We start from the raw sequence: 15,995 nt of genomic DNA, 5'->3' as shown, positions 1-15,995 counted from the left end.
CAAGGAACAAACAAAATGTTCTGGTCGGCGAAAAGGTGAATCCGTGACACGTGTTTACCTGGACCATAACGCAACAACCCCACTGCGCCCCGAGGCGTGCGAGGCGATGATTGCCGCGATGGAGATGTGCGGCAACCCCTCCTCGGTCCATGCCGAAGGTCGCGCGGCCAAGGCAGTGATTGAGCGTGCGCGGGCACAAATTGCGACTGCATTCGGGGCGGATGGTGCGGATATCGTATTCACATCAGGATCGACCGAAGGGGCAGCGCTGGCTTTAGAAGGTCGAGGTCTGCACGGGGCTGCCATTGAACATGATGCGGTTCGGGCGTGGACTATGGAAGACTTGCTAGTTTCACCGGAGGGGGCAGTTACAGTGGCCGATCCGGCGCAATCCACGCTGCAACTTGCCAATTCCGAGACAGGGATCGTGCAGGCGTTGCCAGCAGGTCTGGCGGTTACGGATGCGACTCAGGCGTTCGGGAAATTGCCGGTGGCGTTCAACTGGCTGGATGCGCAGATGGCATTGATCTCGGCCCATAAGCTTGGTGGTCCAAAAGGCGTTGGCGCGGTTGTGATGAAGCGCGGCACCGATCTGCCCGCCCGGATCAAGGGCGGCGGGCAAGAGATGGGGCGGCGCTCGGGTACCGAAAATGTCATTGGAATCGCGGGGTTCGGGGCTGCTGCTGAAGCTGCGGCGCGTGATCTGGCCGATGGAGTTTGGGAGCGGGTCAAAGAATTTAGAAATATTCTAGAAAAGGCCCTTGAGGCCGGTTCTAAATCTACTATTTTTGTCGGGAAAGATTGCGAACGCCTGCCGAACACCCTGTGTTTCGCCACCCCCGGATGGAAGGGTGAGACGCAGGTCATGCAGATGGATCTGGCAGGGTTTGCGGTTAGCGCGGGTTCGGCCTGTTCCAGCGGCAAGGTGCGTGCAAGTGCGGTTCTGACCGCAATGGGATTTGACGAGGCTACAGCGTCCAGCGCCATTCGCGTTTCGCTGGGGCCTGAGACAACGGAAGAAGATGTGCTGCGTTTCGCGGAAACGTGGCTGGAAAAAGAGAAAAAGCATCGCGCGCGGGCCGCGTGATCAGACGGAGGGTGTCTTATGGCCGCTTTGGACCAGACCCAGGTAAAAGAAGGTGTCGATCAGGAAACCGTGGATGCGGTACGCGAGGTCGGAACCTATAAATACGGCTGGGAAACCGATATCGAGATGGAATACGCGCCCAAGGGCGTGAACCCTGATATCGTCCGCCTGATCTCGGAAAAGAACGAAGAGCCCGAGTGGATGACCGAATGGCGTTTGGCCGCGTTCGAGCGCTGGACTCAGATGGATGAACCGAACTGGGCGATGGTCAGCTATCCCAAGATCGACTTTCAGGACCAGTATTACTATGCCCGTCCCAAGTCGATGGAAGAAAAGCCCAAGTCCTTGGATGAGGTCGATCCCAAGCTGCTGGCGACTTACGAAAAGCTGGGTATCCCTCTGAAAGAACAGATGATTCTGGCGGGCATCGAGGGTGCAGAGGATGCCCCGGCTGAGGGTCGCAAGGTTGCCGTGGATGCGGTGTTCGACTCGGTTTCTGTTGGAACCACGTTTCAGGAGGAACTGAAGAAAGCGGGTGTGATCTTCTGCTCGATCTCTGAGGCGATCAAAGAACATCCCGAACTGGTCAAGAAATATCTGGGTTCGGTGGTTCCGGTCTCGGACAATTTCTATGCCACGCTGAATTCGGCCGTGTTCTCGGATGGCTCGTTCGTCTACATCCCGCCGGGCGTGCGCTGCCCGATGGAGCTGAGCACGTATTTCCGCATCAACGCGGAGAACACAGGTCAATTTGAACGCACCTTGATCATTGCCGATAAGGGCTCGTATGTGTCCTATCTGGAAGGCTGCACCGCACCCCAGCGCGATACCGCACAGCTGCACGCGGCTGTGGTCGAGATCATCATCGAAGAAGATGCCGAGGTGAAATACTCGACCGTCCAGAACTGGTTCCCCGGTGATGAGAATGGCAAGGGCGGCATCTATAACTTTGTGACCAAACGCGCCGATTGCCGGGGCGACCGGTCTAAGGTGATGTGGACGCAGGTGGAGACCGGTTCCGCTGTAACATGGAAATACCCGTCCTGCATCCTGCGGGGCGAGGAAAGCCAAGGCGAGTTCTATTCGATTGCCATCGCCAACAACTATCAGCAGGCTGACACCGGCACCAAGATGGTCCATCTGGGCAAAAACACCAAGTCACGCATCGTGTCCAAGGGCATCAGCGCGGGTAAGGCGCAGAACACCTATCGTGGTCTGGTCTCGATGCATCCCAAGGCTAAGAACAGCCGCAACTATACCCAGTGTGACAGCTTGCTGATCGGCGACAAATGCGGGGCGCACACAGTGCCTTACATTGAGGTCAAGAATAACTCATCGCGCGTTGAGCATGAGGCGACCACATCCAAAGTGGACGACGATCAGCTGTTTTACTGCCGACAGCGCGGCATGGACGAGGAAGAGGCCGTGGCGCTTGTCGTCAACGGGTTCTGCAAGGACGTGTTGCAGGCGCTGCCGATGGAGTTTGCCATGGAAGCGCAGCAACTGGTCGCCATCTCGTTGGAGGGGTCGGTGGGTTAACCACCTGCCTGTTTCAAAAAGGACGTCTCACATTGGCCGCGCACTCGAAATATGTGCTGAAAACCACTGCGCCTGCCGGGTATTGCGCCCAGCGGACCGCTGGGGTTTTGCGCGGCGCTGGCGCGGGGCGGAGATAGGCGATGGAACAGTCTGTAGCGCATCCCGACAAGCAGCCGGTCAAGCTGTATTGGTGGGCCAGTCGTCCCAATTTTGGCGATGACCTGTCACGCGATGTCGTGTCTTTCGTGGCCGGCCGCGATGTGGTCTGGACCAAACCTGTGCGGGCGGATTTGTTTGCCATCGGTTCGATCATGTCCTTGGCCCGCAAAGGGGCGCTGGGGCGTGGATCGTCACATAAGCCGATGATCTGGGGAAGTGGATGTCTTGAACCGCTTGCGGCCGATTTTGTCGAGACGTTGCAGCCGCTGAAAACCGTGCGCGGGCCGATCACGGCGTCCCTGCTGAACCTGCGGGGCGTAACCTACGGTGATCCCGGTATACTCGCGGCCAAGGTGCATGCCCGGAGCGAACCACAGCAGGATATCATCGGCATCGTTCCGCATCACACTGAGGTTGACGATCCTGCAATTCAGAATCTGGTCGGCTCAGACCCGCGTTTTCGCCTTATCGACACGCGGCGCCCGGCCAAGGTCGTGTGCGATGAGATCGCGGCGTGCTGCGTGGTGTTTTCGTCCAGCCTACACGGGCTGATCGTGGCCGACAGCTACGGCGTGGCCAACCATTGGTTTGCCCACAAGGAAATACATACGAAGCCCGGTTTGAAATTCTACGATTATGCAACCGGAATAGAACGTGCTTTGCCCATGCCTCTTGGGGTGGACGACATTGCGCAAAAAGCGAAACAAGAGCCTCCGGCAACGCTGACATACCAGGATGGTATCGAACGCAGTCAGTCGAACCTGTTGGAGAGCTTTTCAACGAACAGTCAGGAAACGGAACTCCATCATGCTTGAAATCAAGAACCTTCACGTGAAACTTGAGGAAGAAGAAAAGCAAATCCTTAAAGGTGTCGATCTGACGGTCGAGGCCGGTAAGGTGCACGCGATCATGGGGCCGAATGGCTCGGGTAAGTCGACGCTCAGCTATGTGCTTTCGGGGCGCGACGGGTATGAAGTAACCGATGGGTCGGCGACTCTGGGCGGTGAAGATCTGCTGGAGATGGAACCGGAAGAGCGCGCCGCCGCTGGTGTCTTTCTGGCGTTCCAATACCCGGTCGAAATTCCGGGCGTGGGCAACATGACCTTCCTGCGTACCGCCGTGAATGCCCAGCGCAAGGCGCGCGGTGAGGATGAGCTGTCGGCGGCTGACTTCCTGAAAGAGGTCCGCGCCAAGGCCAAGTCGCTGAAAATCGACGCAGACATGCTGAAACGCCCTGTCAATGTTGGCTTCTCGGGCGGTGAGAAAAAGCGCAACGAGATCCTGCAAATGGCGATGCTCGAACCCAAGATGTGCATCTTGGACGAAACCGACTCGGGTCTGGATGTGGACGCGATGAAGCTGGTGGCAGAGGGTGTGAACGCGCTGCGCGACGAAGGACGTGGGTTCTTGGTGATCACGCACTATCAGCGCCTGTTGGATCACATCAAACCTGACGTTGTGCACATCATGGCGGACGGCAAGATCGTCAAAACCGGTGGCCCCGATCTGGCACTGGAAGTTGAAAACAACGGTTACGCCGACATTCTGGCCGAGGTGAACTGATGGCGCTGCCCGAAGTGAAACAAACCGCTACTGAGGCGCGGCTGGCCAATCTGGTCATGCCCGACGCCGGTTGCACTCGAGCCGCGCGCGAAGACGCGCTGGCCCGTGTGCTGGAAATGGGTCTGCCCGGTCGCCGGGATGAGTATTGGAAATACACCCGCCCGGATACGCTGGTAGCGCCCGAGGCCCCTCGGGCCGCGCTGTTCGACCCGGATGAGGCCATGCTGTTCGCCGATCTGGACCGTTTGAAGATCGTTTTCGTTGATGGTGTTTTCAGCCCTGAGGAATCCGATGATCTGACTCTGGAAGGTGTCACCATCGACCGGATCGAGGACATTTGCTTTAAAGATATTCACTGGGCGAAAGAGCTGTACGGCGTGCTGGAAGCGCGGGGTCAATCGCCTGTGCAACGTCCTCTGGCGGCGCTGAACACGGCTTTTGCGGCGGATGGGATTGCGATTCATGTCTCAGGCAAGCCGTCCAAGCCGATCAGCTTTATTTATCGCCATGCCTCTGAAACCTCTGACGCGATGCTGCACCATATCATCCGCGTCGAAAGCGGTGCCGAGGTGACGATCCTTGAAAATGGCCCTGCCGCCTCGCGGTTCAACAAATGCATGGAGATTGACATCGCCGATGGCGGTGTGTTGCATCACGTGCGGGCGCAAGGCCGCGATCATGAACGTCGCGCGGCGACCCATATGTTCACGCGGCTTGGGCAGGAATCGGTTTACAAATCCTTCACCCTGACCGTGAATGGCGTGCTGACGCGCAACGAACAGGTGGTCGAGCTGACCGGAGACGATGCGGTGGCCCACGTTGCGGGCGCCTGTGTCGGTGACGGGGACTTCCATCACGACGATACCGTCTTCATCACTCATGACGCTGTGAATTGTGAAAGCCGTCAGGTGTTCAAGAAAGTGCTGCGCAACGGCGCGACCGGTGTGTTTCAGGGCAAGATCCTTGTCAAGGAGGGCGCTCAGAAGACCGATGGCTATCAGATCAGCCAGTCTTTGCTTCTGGACGACGACAGCCAGTTCCTCGCCAAGCCCGAGCTTGAGATCTATGCTGATGACGTGGCGTGTTCGCACGGTTCGACCTCGGGCGCGATTGATGAAACGGCCCTGTTCTATCTGCGCTCGCGCGGGGTTCCGACCAAAGAGGCGACCAACATGCTGACGCTGGCGTTTCTGGCCGAGGCCGTGGACGAGATCGAAGATGACGCCCTGTCGAAGGCCATTGTCGATCGCCTTGAAGGCTGGTTGTCGCGGCACAGCTGATGCCGGTGACGTCGGATATCGCCGCCACGTATCGCGGGCCAGGGCGCGTTGTGCGTCGGCTGCTCGATCTGGGCCAGCGCGAAGATCGCGCGCTGGTCTTTGTGATGGCGTTTTGCATTGTAGCTTTCGTTGCGCAATTGCCCGGCCTGTCTCGCCGTGCCCATCTGGAAGGGCTGGAGCTGAATATGCTCATGGGCGGGGCGTTGCTGGGCACGGTGATCATCCTGCCCCTGTTCTTCTATCTGCTGGCGTTCGTCTCACACGGCGCCGCGCGGTTGGTTGGAGGGAAGGGGACAGCTTACGGCGCGCGGGTTGCTTTGTTCTGGGCGCTGTTGTCCTCTACCCCGCTGGTGCTGTTGAACGGTCTGGTGGCAGGGTTCATCGGGCCAGGGCCGACACTGACTGCGGTCGGGCTGATCTGGTTCGTTGTCTTCCTGTGGTTCTGGCTGGCAGGGTTGCGACAAGCGCAGAGGGGGTCGCAATGAGCGCACAAGCGTTGATCAGTTTGGCCGTTTTGACGGTTACAAGCCCGGCCGACGCGGCACGACAGTTGCTGGCTCTGCGTCCGGGACGAGAGGCGCTGTGGTTGGCGTTCTTCCTAGCGGTTGTGCTGAACGGGTTGTCTCAGGTCGCTGTGCAACAGCTTGTGATGGTCCCCGAGGGGGATCTGGCCGCGCCACCTCAGCCGGTCTTTCTGGGCTTGCTGCAATCTGCCAGCATTCTATTGTACAGCATCGTTGCGTTCTTGCTGATCGGACGGTTCCTGGGCGGGGTGGCCTCGTTTGAAGATGTCATGACCCTGATGGTTTGGTTGCAGTTTCTGCAAGTTGCAGCACTGCTGGTGACACTGATGATCGCCATGGCGTTGCCGTTTCTGATGGTGATTTTTGTGCTGGCCAGTTTCATCGTCAGCCTCTACATCACACTTCATTTCATCAATGAAGCGCATAAGTTCGGTTCGATCTTGAAATCCTTTTGGGTCATAATGTTATCTGCTGTTCTTGCAGTTCCATTTGTCCTGATGTTGATGCCCAGCGGCCCCGTATAGGGAAGAAAATACCATGTATGACGTACAGAAAATCCGCGCGGACTTTCCTATTCTTTCGCGTGAAGTAAACGGAAAACCGCTGACCTATCTGGACAACGGGGCTTCGGCGCAGAAGCCGCAGGTGGTGATCGACGCGGTGACTCGCGCCTATGCTGAGGAATATTCAAACGTACACCGTGGATTGCACTTTCTGTCCAATCTGGCGACCGAGAAATACGAGTCCGTGCGCGGTACGATTGCGAAGTTTCTGGGCGCTTCAGATGAGGACGATATTGTCCTGAATTCTGGTACGACCGAAGGGATCAACCTTGTCGCCTATGGCTGGGCCATGCCGCGTCTACAGGCAGGCGATGAGATCGTGCTGAGCGTGATGGAGCATCACGCCAACATCGTCCCCTGGCATTTTCTGCGCGAACGGCAGGGTGTTGTCCTGAAATGGGTTGACGTTGATGCCGAAGGTGGGCTGGACCCACAGGCTGTCATTGACGCCATTGGCCCCAAGACCAAACTGGTTGCCGTCACTCAATGTTCCAACGTTTTAGGCACCGTTGTGGACGTAAAGGCGATTACAGAAGGGGCCCATGCCAAAGGTGTTCCGGTTCTGGTTGATGGCAGCCAGGGTTCGGTACATATGCCGGTCAATGTTCTGGACATCGGTTGCGACTTTTATGCGATTACGGGCCACAAGCTCTACGGTCCCTCCGGGTCCGGTGCGATTTACATCAAATCCGACCGCATGGCTGAAATGCGCCCCTTCATCGGGGGCGGTGACATGATCAAAGAGGTCAGCAAGGATCAGGTGATCTACAATGATCCGCCGATGAAGTTCGAAGCCGGAACGCCGGGTATCGTGCAAACCATCGGGTTGGGCGTGGCGCTGGATTATATGATGGACTTGGGGATGGAGAACATTGCCGCCCACGAAGCTGGTCTGCGCGACTATGCGATGGAGCGGTTGACGGGCCTCAACTGGTTGCAGGTTCAGGGCACCCGTGCTGACAAGGCCGCCATTTTCAGCTTTACGCTGGACGGGGCAGGGCATGCGCATGATGTATCGACCATTCTGGACAAGAAAGGCGTTGCGGTGCGCGCAGGCCACCATTGCGCCGGTCCGTTGATGGATTTCTACGGGGTCACTGCCACCTGCCGGGCGAGCTTTGGGCTCTATAACACCAAGGATGAGGTCGACACACTGATCGACGCGCTGGAACTGGCGCATGATCTCTTTGCTTGAAACCTGTTTGTTCCGGGTGGATTTGCAGTTGCACCCGGATCGGAACAAGGTTAGCTAACGGCCAAGGCACCTGTAGCTCAGCTGGATAGAGCGCTGCCCTCCGAAGGCAGAGGCCAGAGGTTCGAATCCTCTCAGGTGCGCCATTTTCCTTTGAATTGTCCTGTTCGCGCTCCGAGTCGATTGAGTCTGGACAGGGGACGCGCGCACAAAAAAACCGCCGGGTCTTGGGGGCCGGCGGTCGAGAATACGGGTTGGTTTTGTATGTTGGTGCTTACCCGCCCCAACTACGGATATCGCCGCAATCCATGTGCACGAAATTCGAGCGATAGTATTTGCCCACCCCGCCCGCACGGCAGGATATGGCGGCCTTGGCCATCTGCGAGACTGACCGGGACGACAAGCGCAGGTCAGCGGCCTGACCCTTCATATGAAGTGAGTTCTTGGCCACGCGGCGCGACCGGGACCGAAGCATCGCGTTGGTCTGAGGTGAGCGGTAGCCAGACAGCAGCGTGTAGGGTTCGTCAACGTCCAGCAGATTATGTGAGGCAGCCATGATGTCGATGGTGCGCAGGTCCATGTCCTTGACTTGGTCCGTCCGCCAGTCACGCATGAAGTGGTTCACTTCTTTGACAGCGTCCTTGATGTATTTTCCATCGACCCAATATATCATATCGATACGCTCGCCGGTGCGCCCGGAATACATCCGGATACGGCGAATGTCGCCGCCGCCGCGGAGGAAACCTGCTGCGTTGGAATATGTTGGTGCTGCAACCACTGCCGTTGCCGCAAATGCGCCCAATAGGGCCCGCCGGGTCATACCCGAGGAACTGCTCGTCGTCATTTTATGTTCGTCCCGTACTGTTCCTGCCTGCACACGATGTTACGTGCGCGTTCTTAATTTTTTCCCATCCCAAGTACGGGTTTTATGGCACAGACGCAAAATCCAGCCAAGAAGTCTTTCATATTCATCTTTTCAAGGGGGAATTTTCGGCAGTTTTTTGCGCAGATGACACAAATGCGTATAATTTTCAGGCGCCAAGGGTGAGCGGGACTGTGGTCGATGCAAACGCGCATCAGGCGGGTAAAGAAGCATCGATGTGATGTATTTGTGAATGGACAAGCCCGTCGACCGGCCAGCATATTTGTTCGGCGTGGATACAGGCGCGCGTAGAGTGTTGAAGAATAAAGGTTATCCCATGCGAGCATTTTTTCGTGCATCCAGTGTTCTCGCTCTTGCTGCTTGCTTGGCGGCCACGACCGGCGTGGCCAACACTCCCGACAAACCGGCCACTGCCTTTCAGATGGCCGTGGCCGAATCTGCTCCGTCCGGGTCGGAGATTGCTGATTTTTACCGCGCGAACGGGTTTACACCGATTTGGGTGGGTGAGACGCCAGAACATGCGACGCGTCGTGCGAGCCTGATTCAGGCGTTGGCCACTGCCCATATGCACGGCCTGCCCGATGCCTATAACGTCGAGGCGCTGTTGACCAAGATGCAAGAGGCCCGTTCGGTCCGGGATCTGGGCGGTGTCGAAATGGCGCTGAGCCGGGCCTTTATCGCATATGCAAATGACCTTTATTCCGGAGCGCTCCGGCCTGCGGATATCGATGAGGGGTTGGTGCGCAAGGTACAGCGCCGCTCGACCGTGGATCATTTGCAAGGGGTCGTGTCCGAGAACGCGGCCTATTTTGATCAACTTGCGCCGCAGACCGCCCAGTATCGGGCATTGATGAAGCAGAAAGTGGCCTTGAAAGCTTTGATCGATCAGGGCGGATGGGGTGCGACTGTGCCTCAGGACAAGCTGGAACTTGGTGATACCGGTCCCAATGTGATCAAGCTGCGCAACCGGTTGGTTGCCATGGGTTATCTGAAACCCACCGCCAGCCCGCGCTTTGATGACGCGATGCTTGCCGCTGTGAAGGACTTCCAAACTGCGCACGGATTAGCCTCGGACGGGGTCGCGGGGCAGGGGACGATTACTGAACTGAACCGCTCAGCCTCAGACAGGCTGCGGGCGGTTTACGTGGCGCTGGAGCGGGAACGCTGGTTGCCGCGCGAGCGGGGCGAGCGGCATATTCTGGTCAATCAGGCGGATTTCTCGGCCAAGATCGTTGATGATGGCTTGGTGACGTTTGAAACGCGTGCGGTCATTGGAAAGAACGTTCACGATCGCCGCAGCCCGGAATTCTCGGATGAGATGGAGCATATGGTCATCAACCCTAGTTGGTATGTACCACGCTCGATCATCACAAAAGAATACCTGCCGCAGCTGCAATCGAACCCGAATGCGGTGAACCATATACATATCACTGACCGCAGTGGGCGGCAGATTGACCGGGGCGCAGTGGACTTTACCCAATTCACCGCGCGCAACTTCCCGTTTGCGATGCGTCAGCCGCCCAGCAAAAGCAATGCGTTGGGGTTGGTGAAGTTCATGTTCCCCAACCAGTACAATATCTATCTGCATGATACGCCCCAGAAATCTCTGTTCGCGCGCGAGTCGCGGGCGTTTTCGCATGGCTGTATCCGGCTGGCGCAACCCTTTGAGTTTGCCTACGCGTTGCTGGCCAAGCAGGAGGAAAACCCAAGGGCGTTTTTCCAGCGGGTTCTGGCAACCGGCAAGGAAACCACGGTGCCTCTGAAACAGCACGTCCCGGTGCATTTGATCTATCGCACGGCCTATATCGGCCCCAAAGGCGAGGTTCAGTATCGCCGTGACGTCTACAGCCGAGATCAGAAAATCTGGGACGCTTTGCAGAAAGCGGGGGTGGCCCTGCCGGACGTTCAGGGGTAATCACCGGATTAGGCCTTAATCCGGGGAACCCGACATGCACTATACCATTCAGCAGATTGCCGATGCCCTTGGCGCGGAATGTCAGGGCGATGTCAGCCTGATCATCGCGCGCGCAGCGGAACCGGCGGGTGCAGGTCCTGATGATCTGGCGATGGCAATGTCCCCCAAATATGCCGAGGCTTTGGGCAACGGCGCGGCCCGCGCGGCCGTGTTGTGGGAAGGTGCGGATTGGCAGGCCATGGGGTTGCAGGCCGCCATCTTTGTTCCGCGTCCACGGATGGCAATGGCGGGGATCACCGCGATGCTGGACCGGGGGCAGGGGATTGCGCCCGGCATTCACCCGTCTGCCGTTGTCGACCCAACGGCAGAGATCGGCGAAGACGTCTCGATTGGCCCATTGGCGGTGATCGGCGCTCGGGCGAAAATCGGCGCGAGGTCGGTTATCGGGGCGCATTGTGTGGTCGGGATGGATGCAGTTCTGGGTCAGAATGCCATGCTGCGCGAAATGGTCAGCATCGGTGCCCGCGCACAGATCGGAGACCGCTTTACCGCGCAACCCGGCGCGCGTATCGGCGGCGACGGATTCAGCTTTGTCACGCCCGAGGTGTCGGACGTTGAAAACGTGCGCAAGACCATGGGCGACAAGGGCGACGCACGGGCCCAAAGCTGGTTGCGCATTCACTCACTTGGCGCGGTCGAGATCGGTGATGATGTCGAAGTTGGCGCCAACTGCACTGTCGACAATGGTACGATCCGCAATACCCGGATCGGCGACGGCTCGAAACTGGATAACCTGGTCCATGTGGGCCACAATACCCGCGTGGGGCGCGACTGCTTGCTGTGCGGGCAAACCGGTGTGTCAGGCTCGGTCGAGATTGGAAACAACGTCGTTTTGGGCGGTCAGACCGGTGTGGTCGACAATATTTTTATTGGCGATGGCGTGATCTCAGGCGGTGGCACAAAGATCCTGTCCAACGTACCAGCGGGCCGTGTCATCATGGGTTATCCGGGAATAAAAATGGAATCTCATACGGACATTTACAAAGCGCAACGCCGCCTGCCGCGCATGGCCCGTGACGTAGAGGCGTTGAAAAAGGCTGTTTTCAAACAGTCGCCGAGTGATTAAATCACCCTCAACGGGATAATCAGAGGATCGACATGAGCATCACCGATCGCGTCATCGCCATCATCGCCGAACAGGCCGTGCTGGACCCTTCGGATGTGACGCCCGAAAGTACGCTCGAAGATCTGGGGATCGACAGCCTTGGGCTGGTCGAAAGCATCTTCGCCATTGAGGAAGAGTTCGACATCTCAGTCCCGTTCAATGCCAACGAGCCGACAGCCAGCGATTTTGACATCTCGAATGTCGCTGCGATCATCGCCGGTATCGAAAAGCTCGTGTCGGAAAAGGTCTGACGCAGGATCATGAAACGCGTTGTTATTACCGGTGCGGGCACGATCAACTCGTTGGGCCACTCCGTTCCGGCGACGCTTGAGGCGATGCGCGAAGGGCGCTGCGGAATCTCCCAACTTGAGTTTCGCGATGTCGAGCGTCTTGCCATCAAGATCGGCGGTCAGGTGCGCGGGTTCGAGGCCGAGGGCCGGTTCAACCGTCAACAGATGACCCTGTATGACCGGTTTACGCAGTTCACCCTGACGGCGGCAAAGGAAGCAATCGAACAGTCTGGAATCGAATTTCATGGCGATCTGGCGGCGCGTTCGGGCGTAGTTCTAGGGACAGCCGGTGGCGGTGTGTCGACCTGGGATGACAATTACCGCTCGGTCTATGAGGACGGTAAGAACCGAGTTCACCCCTTTGTCGTGCCCAAGCTGATGAACAACGCGGCTGCCAGCCATGTGTCGATGGAGCATAACCTCAAAGGGCCCAGCTTTACCGTCTCGACCGCCTGTGCCTCGTCAAACCACGCGATGGCGCTGGCGTTCCAGATGGTGCGCAGCGGCGCGGCCCCGGCGATGTTGACGGGCGGCGCCGAATCCATGCTGTGCTTTGGCGGCGTTAAGGCGTGGGAAGGGCTGCGGGTCATGTCCAAAGACGCCTGCCGTCCGTTCAGCGCCAACCGCAACGGTATGGTTCAAGGCGAAGGTGCGGGTGTCTTTGTCTTTGAGGAATACGAACACGCCCGCGCGCGTGGGGCCGAGATCCTGTGTGAGGTGGTGGGGTTTGCCATGACTTCGGACGCCGCAGATATCGTGATGCCCAGCAAACAGGGTGCGGCGCGGGCGATTTCGGGCGCTTTGACTGATGGCGGGATCAATGCCGATCAGGTGGGTTATATCAACGCCCACGGAACCGGCACGGCGGCCAATGACAAGACCGAATGCGCGGCTGTCGCGGATGTCTTTGGTCCACATGCGGATGAGTTGATGATCTCGTCCACCAAATCCATGCATGGCCACCTGATCGGTGGCACGGGCGCGGTCGAGCTGTTGGCTTGCATCATGGCCCTGCGCGATGGTGTGATTGCGCCTACGATCGGCTATGAGGAACCTGACCCGGAATGCGCTTTGGATGTGGTTCCGAACGAAGCCCGCAAAGCCAAGGTAGAAGTTGCGCTGAGCAATGCGTTCGCCTTTGGTGGCCTGAATGCTGTTCTTGCTCTAAGGCAAGTCTAAAAGGAACGCGCTGTCTTCTGACAGCGCGCTCCGGCGGTTCGGTTAGTTTTGCGCAGGCTCAAGCGTATCAAAACCAGCGGTGAATCCGGCCAGCGAGACTTCCATTTCCAACAACTGAGTCGGTGCCAACAAAGACACCAACGATAGCGTTGCCGTTGTCCCTGCTTTCATTGCGTCAATGTCACCTTGAGTGAACCCAAGCTGTGCGAGGCATCCGACCGGGTTGCAATGGTGATAGTTGTACCGCTTGCCAGGTGCGCCGTCGATGGACAGAGCAAGCTGTGCCTGCAACAGGATTTCAAGCGGAACTACGACCGTTGCTCGGGCGGCAGCGGGAGAGCCCTCGGGCAGATTCTGAATGGTGATGTCGGCAATGGGCTGCCCTTGGTCACCGGCCAGAATTTGGCGGAGGAAACAGGGATCTTCACCTGCTTCAGTCTTCACACACGAGATCATCCAATCACCGTGCTCTTCTTTGATGTAGCGGCTACCTACGCGTGGTCCTTCCTCGCCAAGATCCAAATCCGCACCAGCCTGAGTCTGCGGAGCAGCTGTAGTGTCGGCTTGATTTTCCTGCGCCGCGACCGCCCCGGCCCAAAGCATGGCGGCAACAACATTGAGAGTGAGAAGTTTCTTGATCATGAACGCCTCGGTTCTGTGGATACGCTTTTTGCACGGTCTAACATTGTTCCGGCAGGGTGTCAGGCACTATGCCAAGAAAATGCGTTGATGTGATCGGATTTTTGCCTGTCCACAGATGAAAACTATCGTTGGAGCAACAAAAAAAGGGAGCCGGTGGAGCGGCTCCCTTTTCTATAATTTTTCTCCCCGTCGGACTGGCCGACTTAGTTATGCGCAGACGTTACGAGAGGGAATCGCGGCGGTCAACTGCTAACCTGAAAAATTGACCACTTCGGCGGTTTTCGTGAAAAAAGCCGCGCCCAAAGGCGCGGCCAGTCGACAGGGAGGAAGTCTGCCGCCTGCTTCCGGTTTGGCTACAGGCGGCGAATAGACTATCGCAGTTATTTGTTAAATTTGTATGCTGCCCTCAGACCGGTGGAAATTGGGGCAAATTTCATATGCAAAACAATATCTTTTTGGGCGGAGCCGGGGATGGCTACAGCGAACCGGAAAACCTGACGCTGAAATACGCCAACCGCCACGGGCTGATCGCGGGTGCGACCGGGACCGGAAAAACAGTGACTCTGCAAATTCTGGCAGAGGGTTTCTCGCAGGCCGGGGTGCCCGTATTTTTGTCGGATGTTAAGGGCGATCTTTCGGGGTTGGCCAAGGCGGGCAGCGCAGCGCATAAACTTCATCAGGCGTTTCAGGATCGCGCCCAGACAATCGGGTTTTCGGACTATAGCTATGGCGCTTGTCCGGTCACGTTCTGGGATTTGTTCGGAGAGCAGGGTCATCCCGTCCGCACCACTGTAACCGAGATGGGTCCGCTGCTGTTATCGCGCTTGATGGACCTCAGCGAGGCGCAGGAAGGTATCCTGAACATTGCCTTCCGTGTGGCTGATGACGAAGGGATGCCACTGCTTGACCTCAAGGACCTGCAATCGCTGCTGGTTTGGGTGGGAGAGAACCGAGGCCAGCTTTCATTACGGTTTGGCAATGTCTCGACATCTTCGATTGGTGCGATCCAACGGCGGCTGCTGGTGCTAGAAAATCAGGGCGGCGCGAACCTGTTTGGTGAACCCGCACTGGAACTGGCTGATCTTATGCACACCGACGCGCAAGGGCAGGGGGTCGTGAACATCCTCGCCTCGGACAAGCTGATGGGGTCGCCCCGGCTTTATGCGACGTTCCTGCTGTGGCTGCTCAGCGAATTGTTCGAAGAACTGCCCGAGGTGGGCGACCCCGACAAGCCTAAACTGGTATTCTTTTTCGACGAAGCGCATCTTCTGTTCGAAGATGCACCCAAGGTTTTGGTGGACAAGGTGGAACAAGTCGCACGCCTGATCCGGTCCAAGGGCGTGGGGGTGTATTTCATTTCCCAGAACCCCGCCGACATACCCGAAGATATTCTGGGCCAATTGGGCAACCGGGTTCAACATGCGCTGCGGGCCTTCACCGCGCGCGACCGCAAGAACTTGCGTCTGGCGGCGGAGACCTACCGAGAGAACCCCGCTTTCGATACCGAAGCCGCGATCCGCGAGGTCGGCGTAGGCGAGGCGGTCACTTCGATGCTGGAGAAAAAGGGCGTACCTGGCGTGGTCGAGCGGACCTTGATTCGTCCGCCGGGGTCTCAGTTAGGGCCAATCACGAAGGCTGAGCGTCAAGCCATTGTTGCCGCTTCGTCGATGGAGGCGAAGTACCGAGAGCTGAAGGACAGAAAATCGGCCTTTGAAATCCTTCAGACCCGCGCAGATGCGGCCGCTCAGGCGGCAGAAAAGGCCGAGGAAGAAATCGAAACCCAATCCGTGGCCGAGCGGGAATTCGCAACGGCGCGCAGATACTCCGGCAGCCGGGTTGGGCGGTCATCCTCACGCGTGATGCGCAAGAAGGACAGCTTTGCCTCCGCCATGAGCGAGGTGGTCATCAAAGAACTGAAAGGAACAACCGGCCGCCGCATCGTGCGCGGCATTCTGGGTGGATTGTTTAAAAGTAGGTAGGGCCGGGGACTGTCACGGACCGCCCCGGCGACAGG

The 15,995-nt window shown here is 57.9% G+C and carries 15 protein-coding genes and 1 tRNA gene; 14 read left to right on the top strand and 2 right to left on the bottom strand.

The features are described 5' to 3' along the window. Positions 1-43: 43 nt before the first annotated feature. The 9 genes from ACR0C5_RS01025 (at position 44) to ACR0C5_RS00985 (ending at position 8,053) form a co-directional block, all read left to right on the top strand. Complete coding sequence (locus tag ACR0C5_RS01025; RefSeq protein WP_480873897.1) at positions 44-1,087, top strand: cysteine desulfurase family protein; 1,044 nt, start codon at positions 44-46, stop codon at positions 1,085-1,087. 18 nt (positions 1,088-1,105) lie between these two features. Then, positions 1,106-2,626: a Fe-S cluster assembly protein SufB gene (sufB, locus tag ACR0C5_RS01020; RefSeq protein ID WP_480873894.1), complete on the top strand. Its 1,521-nt coding sequence runs from the start codon at positions 1,106-1,108 to the stop codon at positions 2,624-2,626. 140 nt (positions 2,627-2,766) lie between these two features. After that, entirely contained in the window at positions 2,767-3,600 is an 834-nt protein-coding gene (locus tag ACR0C5_RS01015) for a glycosyltransferase family protein (RefSeq protein ID WP_480873892.1), read from the top strand. Further along, entirely contained in the window at positions 3,593-4,348 is a 756-nt protein-coding gene (gene sufC, locus ACR0C5_RS01010) for a Fe-S cluster assembly ATPase SufC (RefSeq protein ID WP_170782409.1), read from the top strand. The genes ACR0C5_RS01015 and sufC overlap by 8 nt, the downstream gene beginning before the upstream one ends. Next, positions 4,348-5,628, top strand: coding sequence for a SufB/SufD family protein (locus ACR0C5_RS01005; RefSeq protein ID WP_170769784.1), 1,281 nt, complete (start codon positions 4,348-4,350; stop codon positions 5,626-5,628). The genes sufC and ACR0C5_RS01005 overlap by 1 nt, the downstream gene beginning before the upstream one ends. Further along, the gene (locus tag ACR0C5_RS01000; protein WP_480873889.1) at positions 5,628-6,113 is read left to right on the top strand and encodes a YIP1 family protein; all 486 of its coding nucleotides are present in this window, start codon (positions 5,628-5,630) and stop codon (positions 6,111-6,113) included. Before ACR0C5_RS01005 ends, ACR0C5_RS01000 begins: the two co-directional genes overlap by 1 nt. After that, entirely contained in the window at positions 6,110-6,676 is a 567-nt protein-coding gene (locus ACR0C5_RS00995) for a YIP1 family protein (protein WP_480873886.1), read from the top strand. The genes ACR0C5_RS01000 and ACR0C5_RS00995 overlap by 4 nt, the downstream gene beginning before the upstream one ends. Before the next feature lie 13 nt (positions 6,677-6,689). Continuing rightward, a complete protein-coding gene (locus ACR0C5_RS00990; RefSeq protein WP_480873883.1) occupies positions 6,690-7,910 on the top strand; it encodes a cysteine desulfurase in 1,221 nt (406 codons plus the stop codon). 66 nt (positions 7,911-7,976) lie between these two features. After that, a tRNA-Arg gene (locus ACR0C5_RS00985) sits at positions 7,977-8,053 on the top strand. Between the two features lie 128 nt (positions 8,054-8,181). Here ACR0C5_RS00985 and mepK read toward each other — a convergent pair. Next, on the bottom strand, positions 8,182-8,751 hold the full coding sequence (gene mepK, locus ACR0C5_RS00980; RefSeq protein WP_170786808.1) for a peptidoglycan L,D-endopeptidase MepK: 570 nt from the start codon (positions 8,749-8,751) through the stop codon (positions 8,182-8,184). A 355-nt stretch (positions 8,752-9,106) separates the two neighbouring features. Here mepK and ACR0C5_RS00975 point away from each other — a divergent pair, with 355 nt between their 5' ends. The 4 genes from ACR0C5_RS00975 to ACR0C5_RS00960 are packed head-to-tail and all read left to right on the top strand — an operon-like array spanning position 9,107 to position 13,339. Further along, a complete protein-coding gene (locus ACR0C5_RS00975; protein ID WP_170769779.1) occupies positions 9,107-10,705 on the top strand; it encodes a L,D-transpeptidase family protein in 1,599 nt (532 codons plus the stop codon). Between the two features lie 34 nt (positions 10,706-10,739). Next, a complete protein-coding gene (lpxD, locus tag ACR0C5_RS00970; RefSeq protein ID WP_480873879.1) occupies positions 10,740-11,831 on the top strand; it encodes a UDP-3-O-(3-hydroxymyristoyl)glucosamine N-acyltransferase in 1,092 nt (363 codons plus the stop codon). A gap of 32 nt (positions 11,832-11,863) precedes the next feature. After that, positions 11,864-12,121: an acyl carrier protein gene (locus tag ACR0C5_RS00965; RefSeq protein ID WP_170786803.1), complete on the top strand. Its 258-nt coding sequence runs from the start codon at positions 11,864-11,866 to the stop codon at positions 12,119-12,121. Between the two features lie 9 nt (positions 12,122-12,130). Further along, on the top strand, positions 12,131-13,339 hold the full coding sequence (locus tag ACR0C5_RS00960) for a beta-ketoacyl-[acyl-carrier-protein] synthase family protein (protein WP_480873876.1): 1,209 nt from the start codon (positions 12,131-12,133) through the stop codon (positions 13,337-13,339). Between the two features lie 42 nt (positions 13,340-13,381). On the opposite strand, the gene ACR0C5_RS00955 is transcribed toward ACR0C5_RS00960, so the two are convergent. Beyond that, a complete protein-coding gene (locus ACR0C5_RS00955; RefSeq protein WP_480873873.1) occupies positions 13,382-13,981 on the bottom strand; it encodes an invasion associated locus B family protein in 600 nt (199 codons plus the stop codon). Between the two features lie 437 nt (positions 13,982-14,418). Between ACR0C5_RS00955 and ACR0C5_RS00950 the strand changes: the two genes are divergently transcribed. Beyond that, positions 14,419-15,960, top strand: coding sequence for a helicase HerA-like domain-containing protein (locus tag ACR0C5_RS00950; RefSeq protein WP_480873870.1), 1,542 nt, complete (start codon positions 14,419-14,421; stop codon positions 15,958-15,960). The last annotated feature ends 35 nt before the right edge of the window (positions 15,961-15,995 follow it).

It is taken from the genome of Ruegeria sp. N8, from assembly GCF_056531325.1.
Note: the sequence above shows the minus strand (reverse complement) of the source record. Positions and strands in the feature narration are given on the sequence as shown.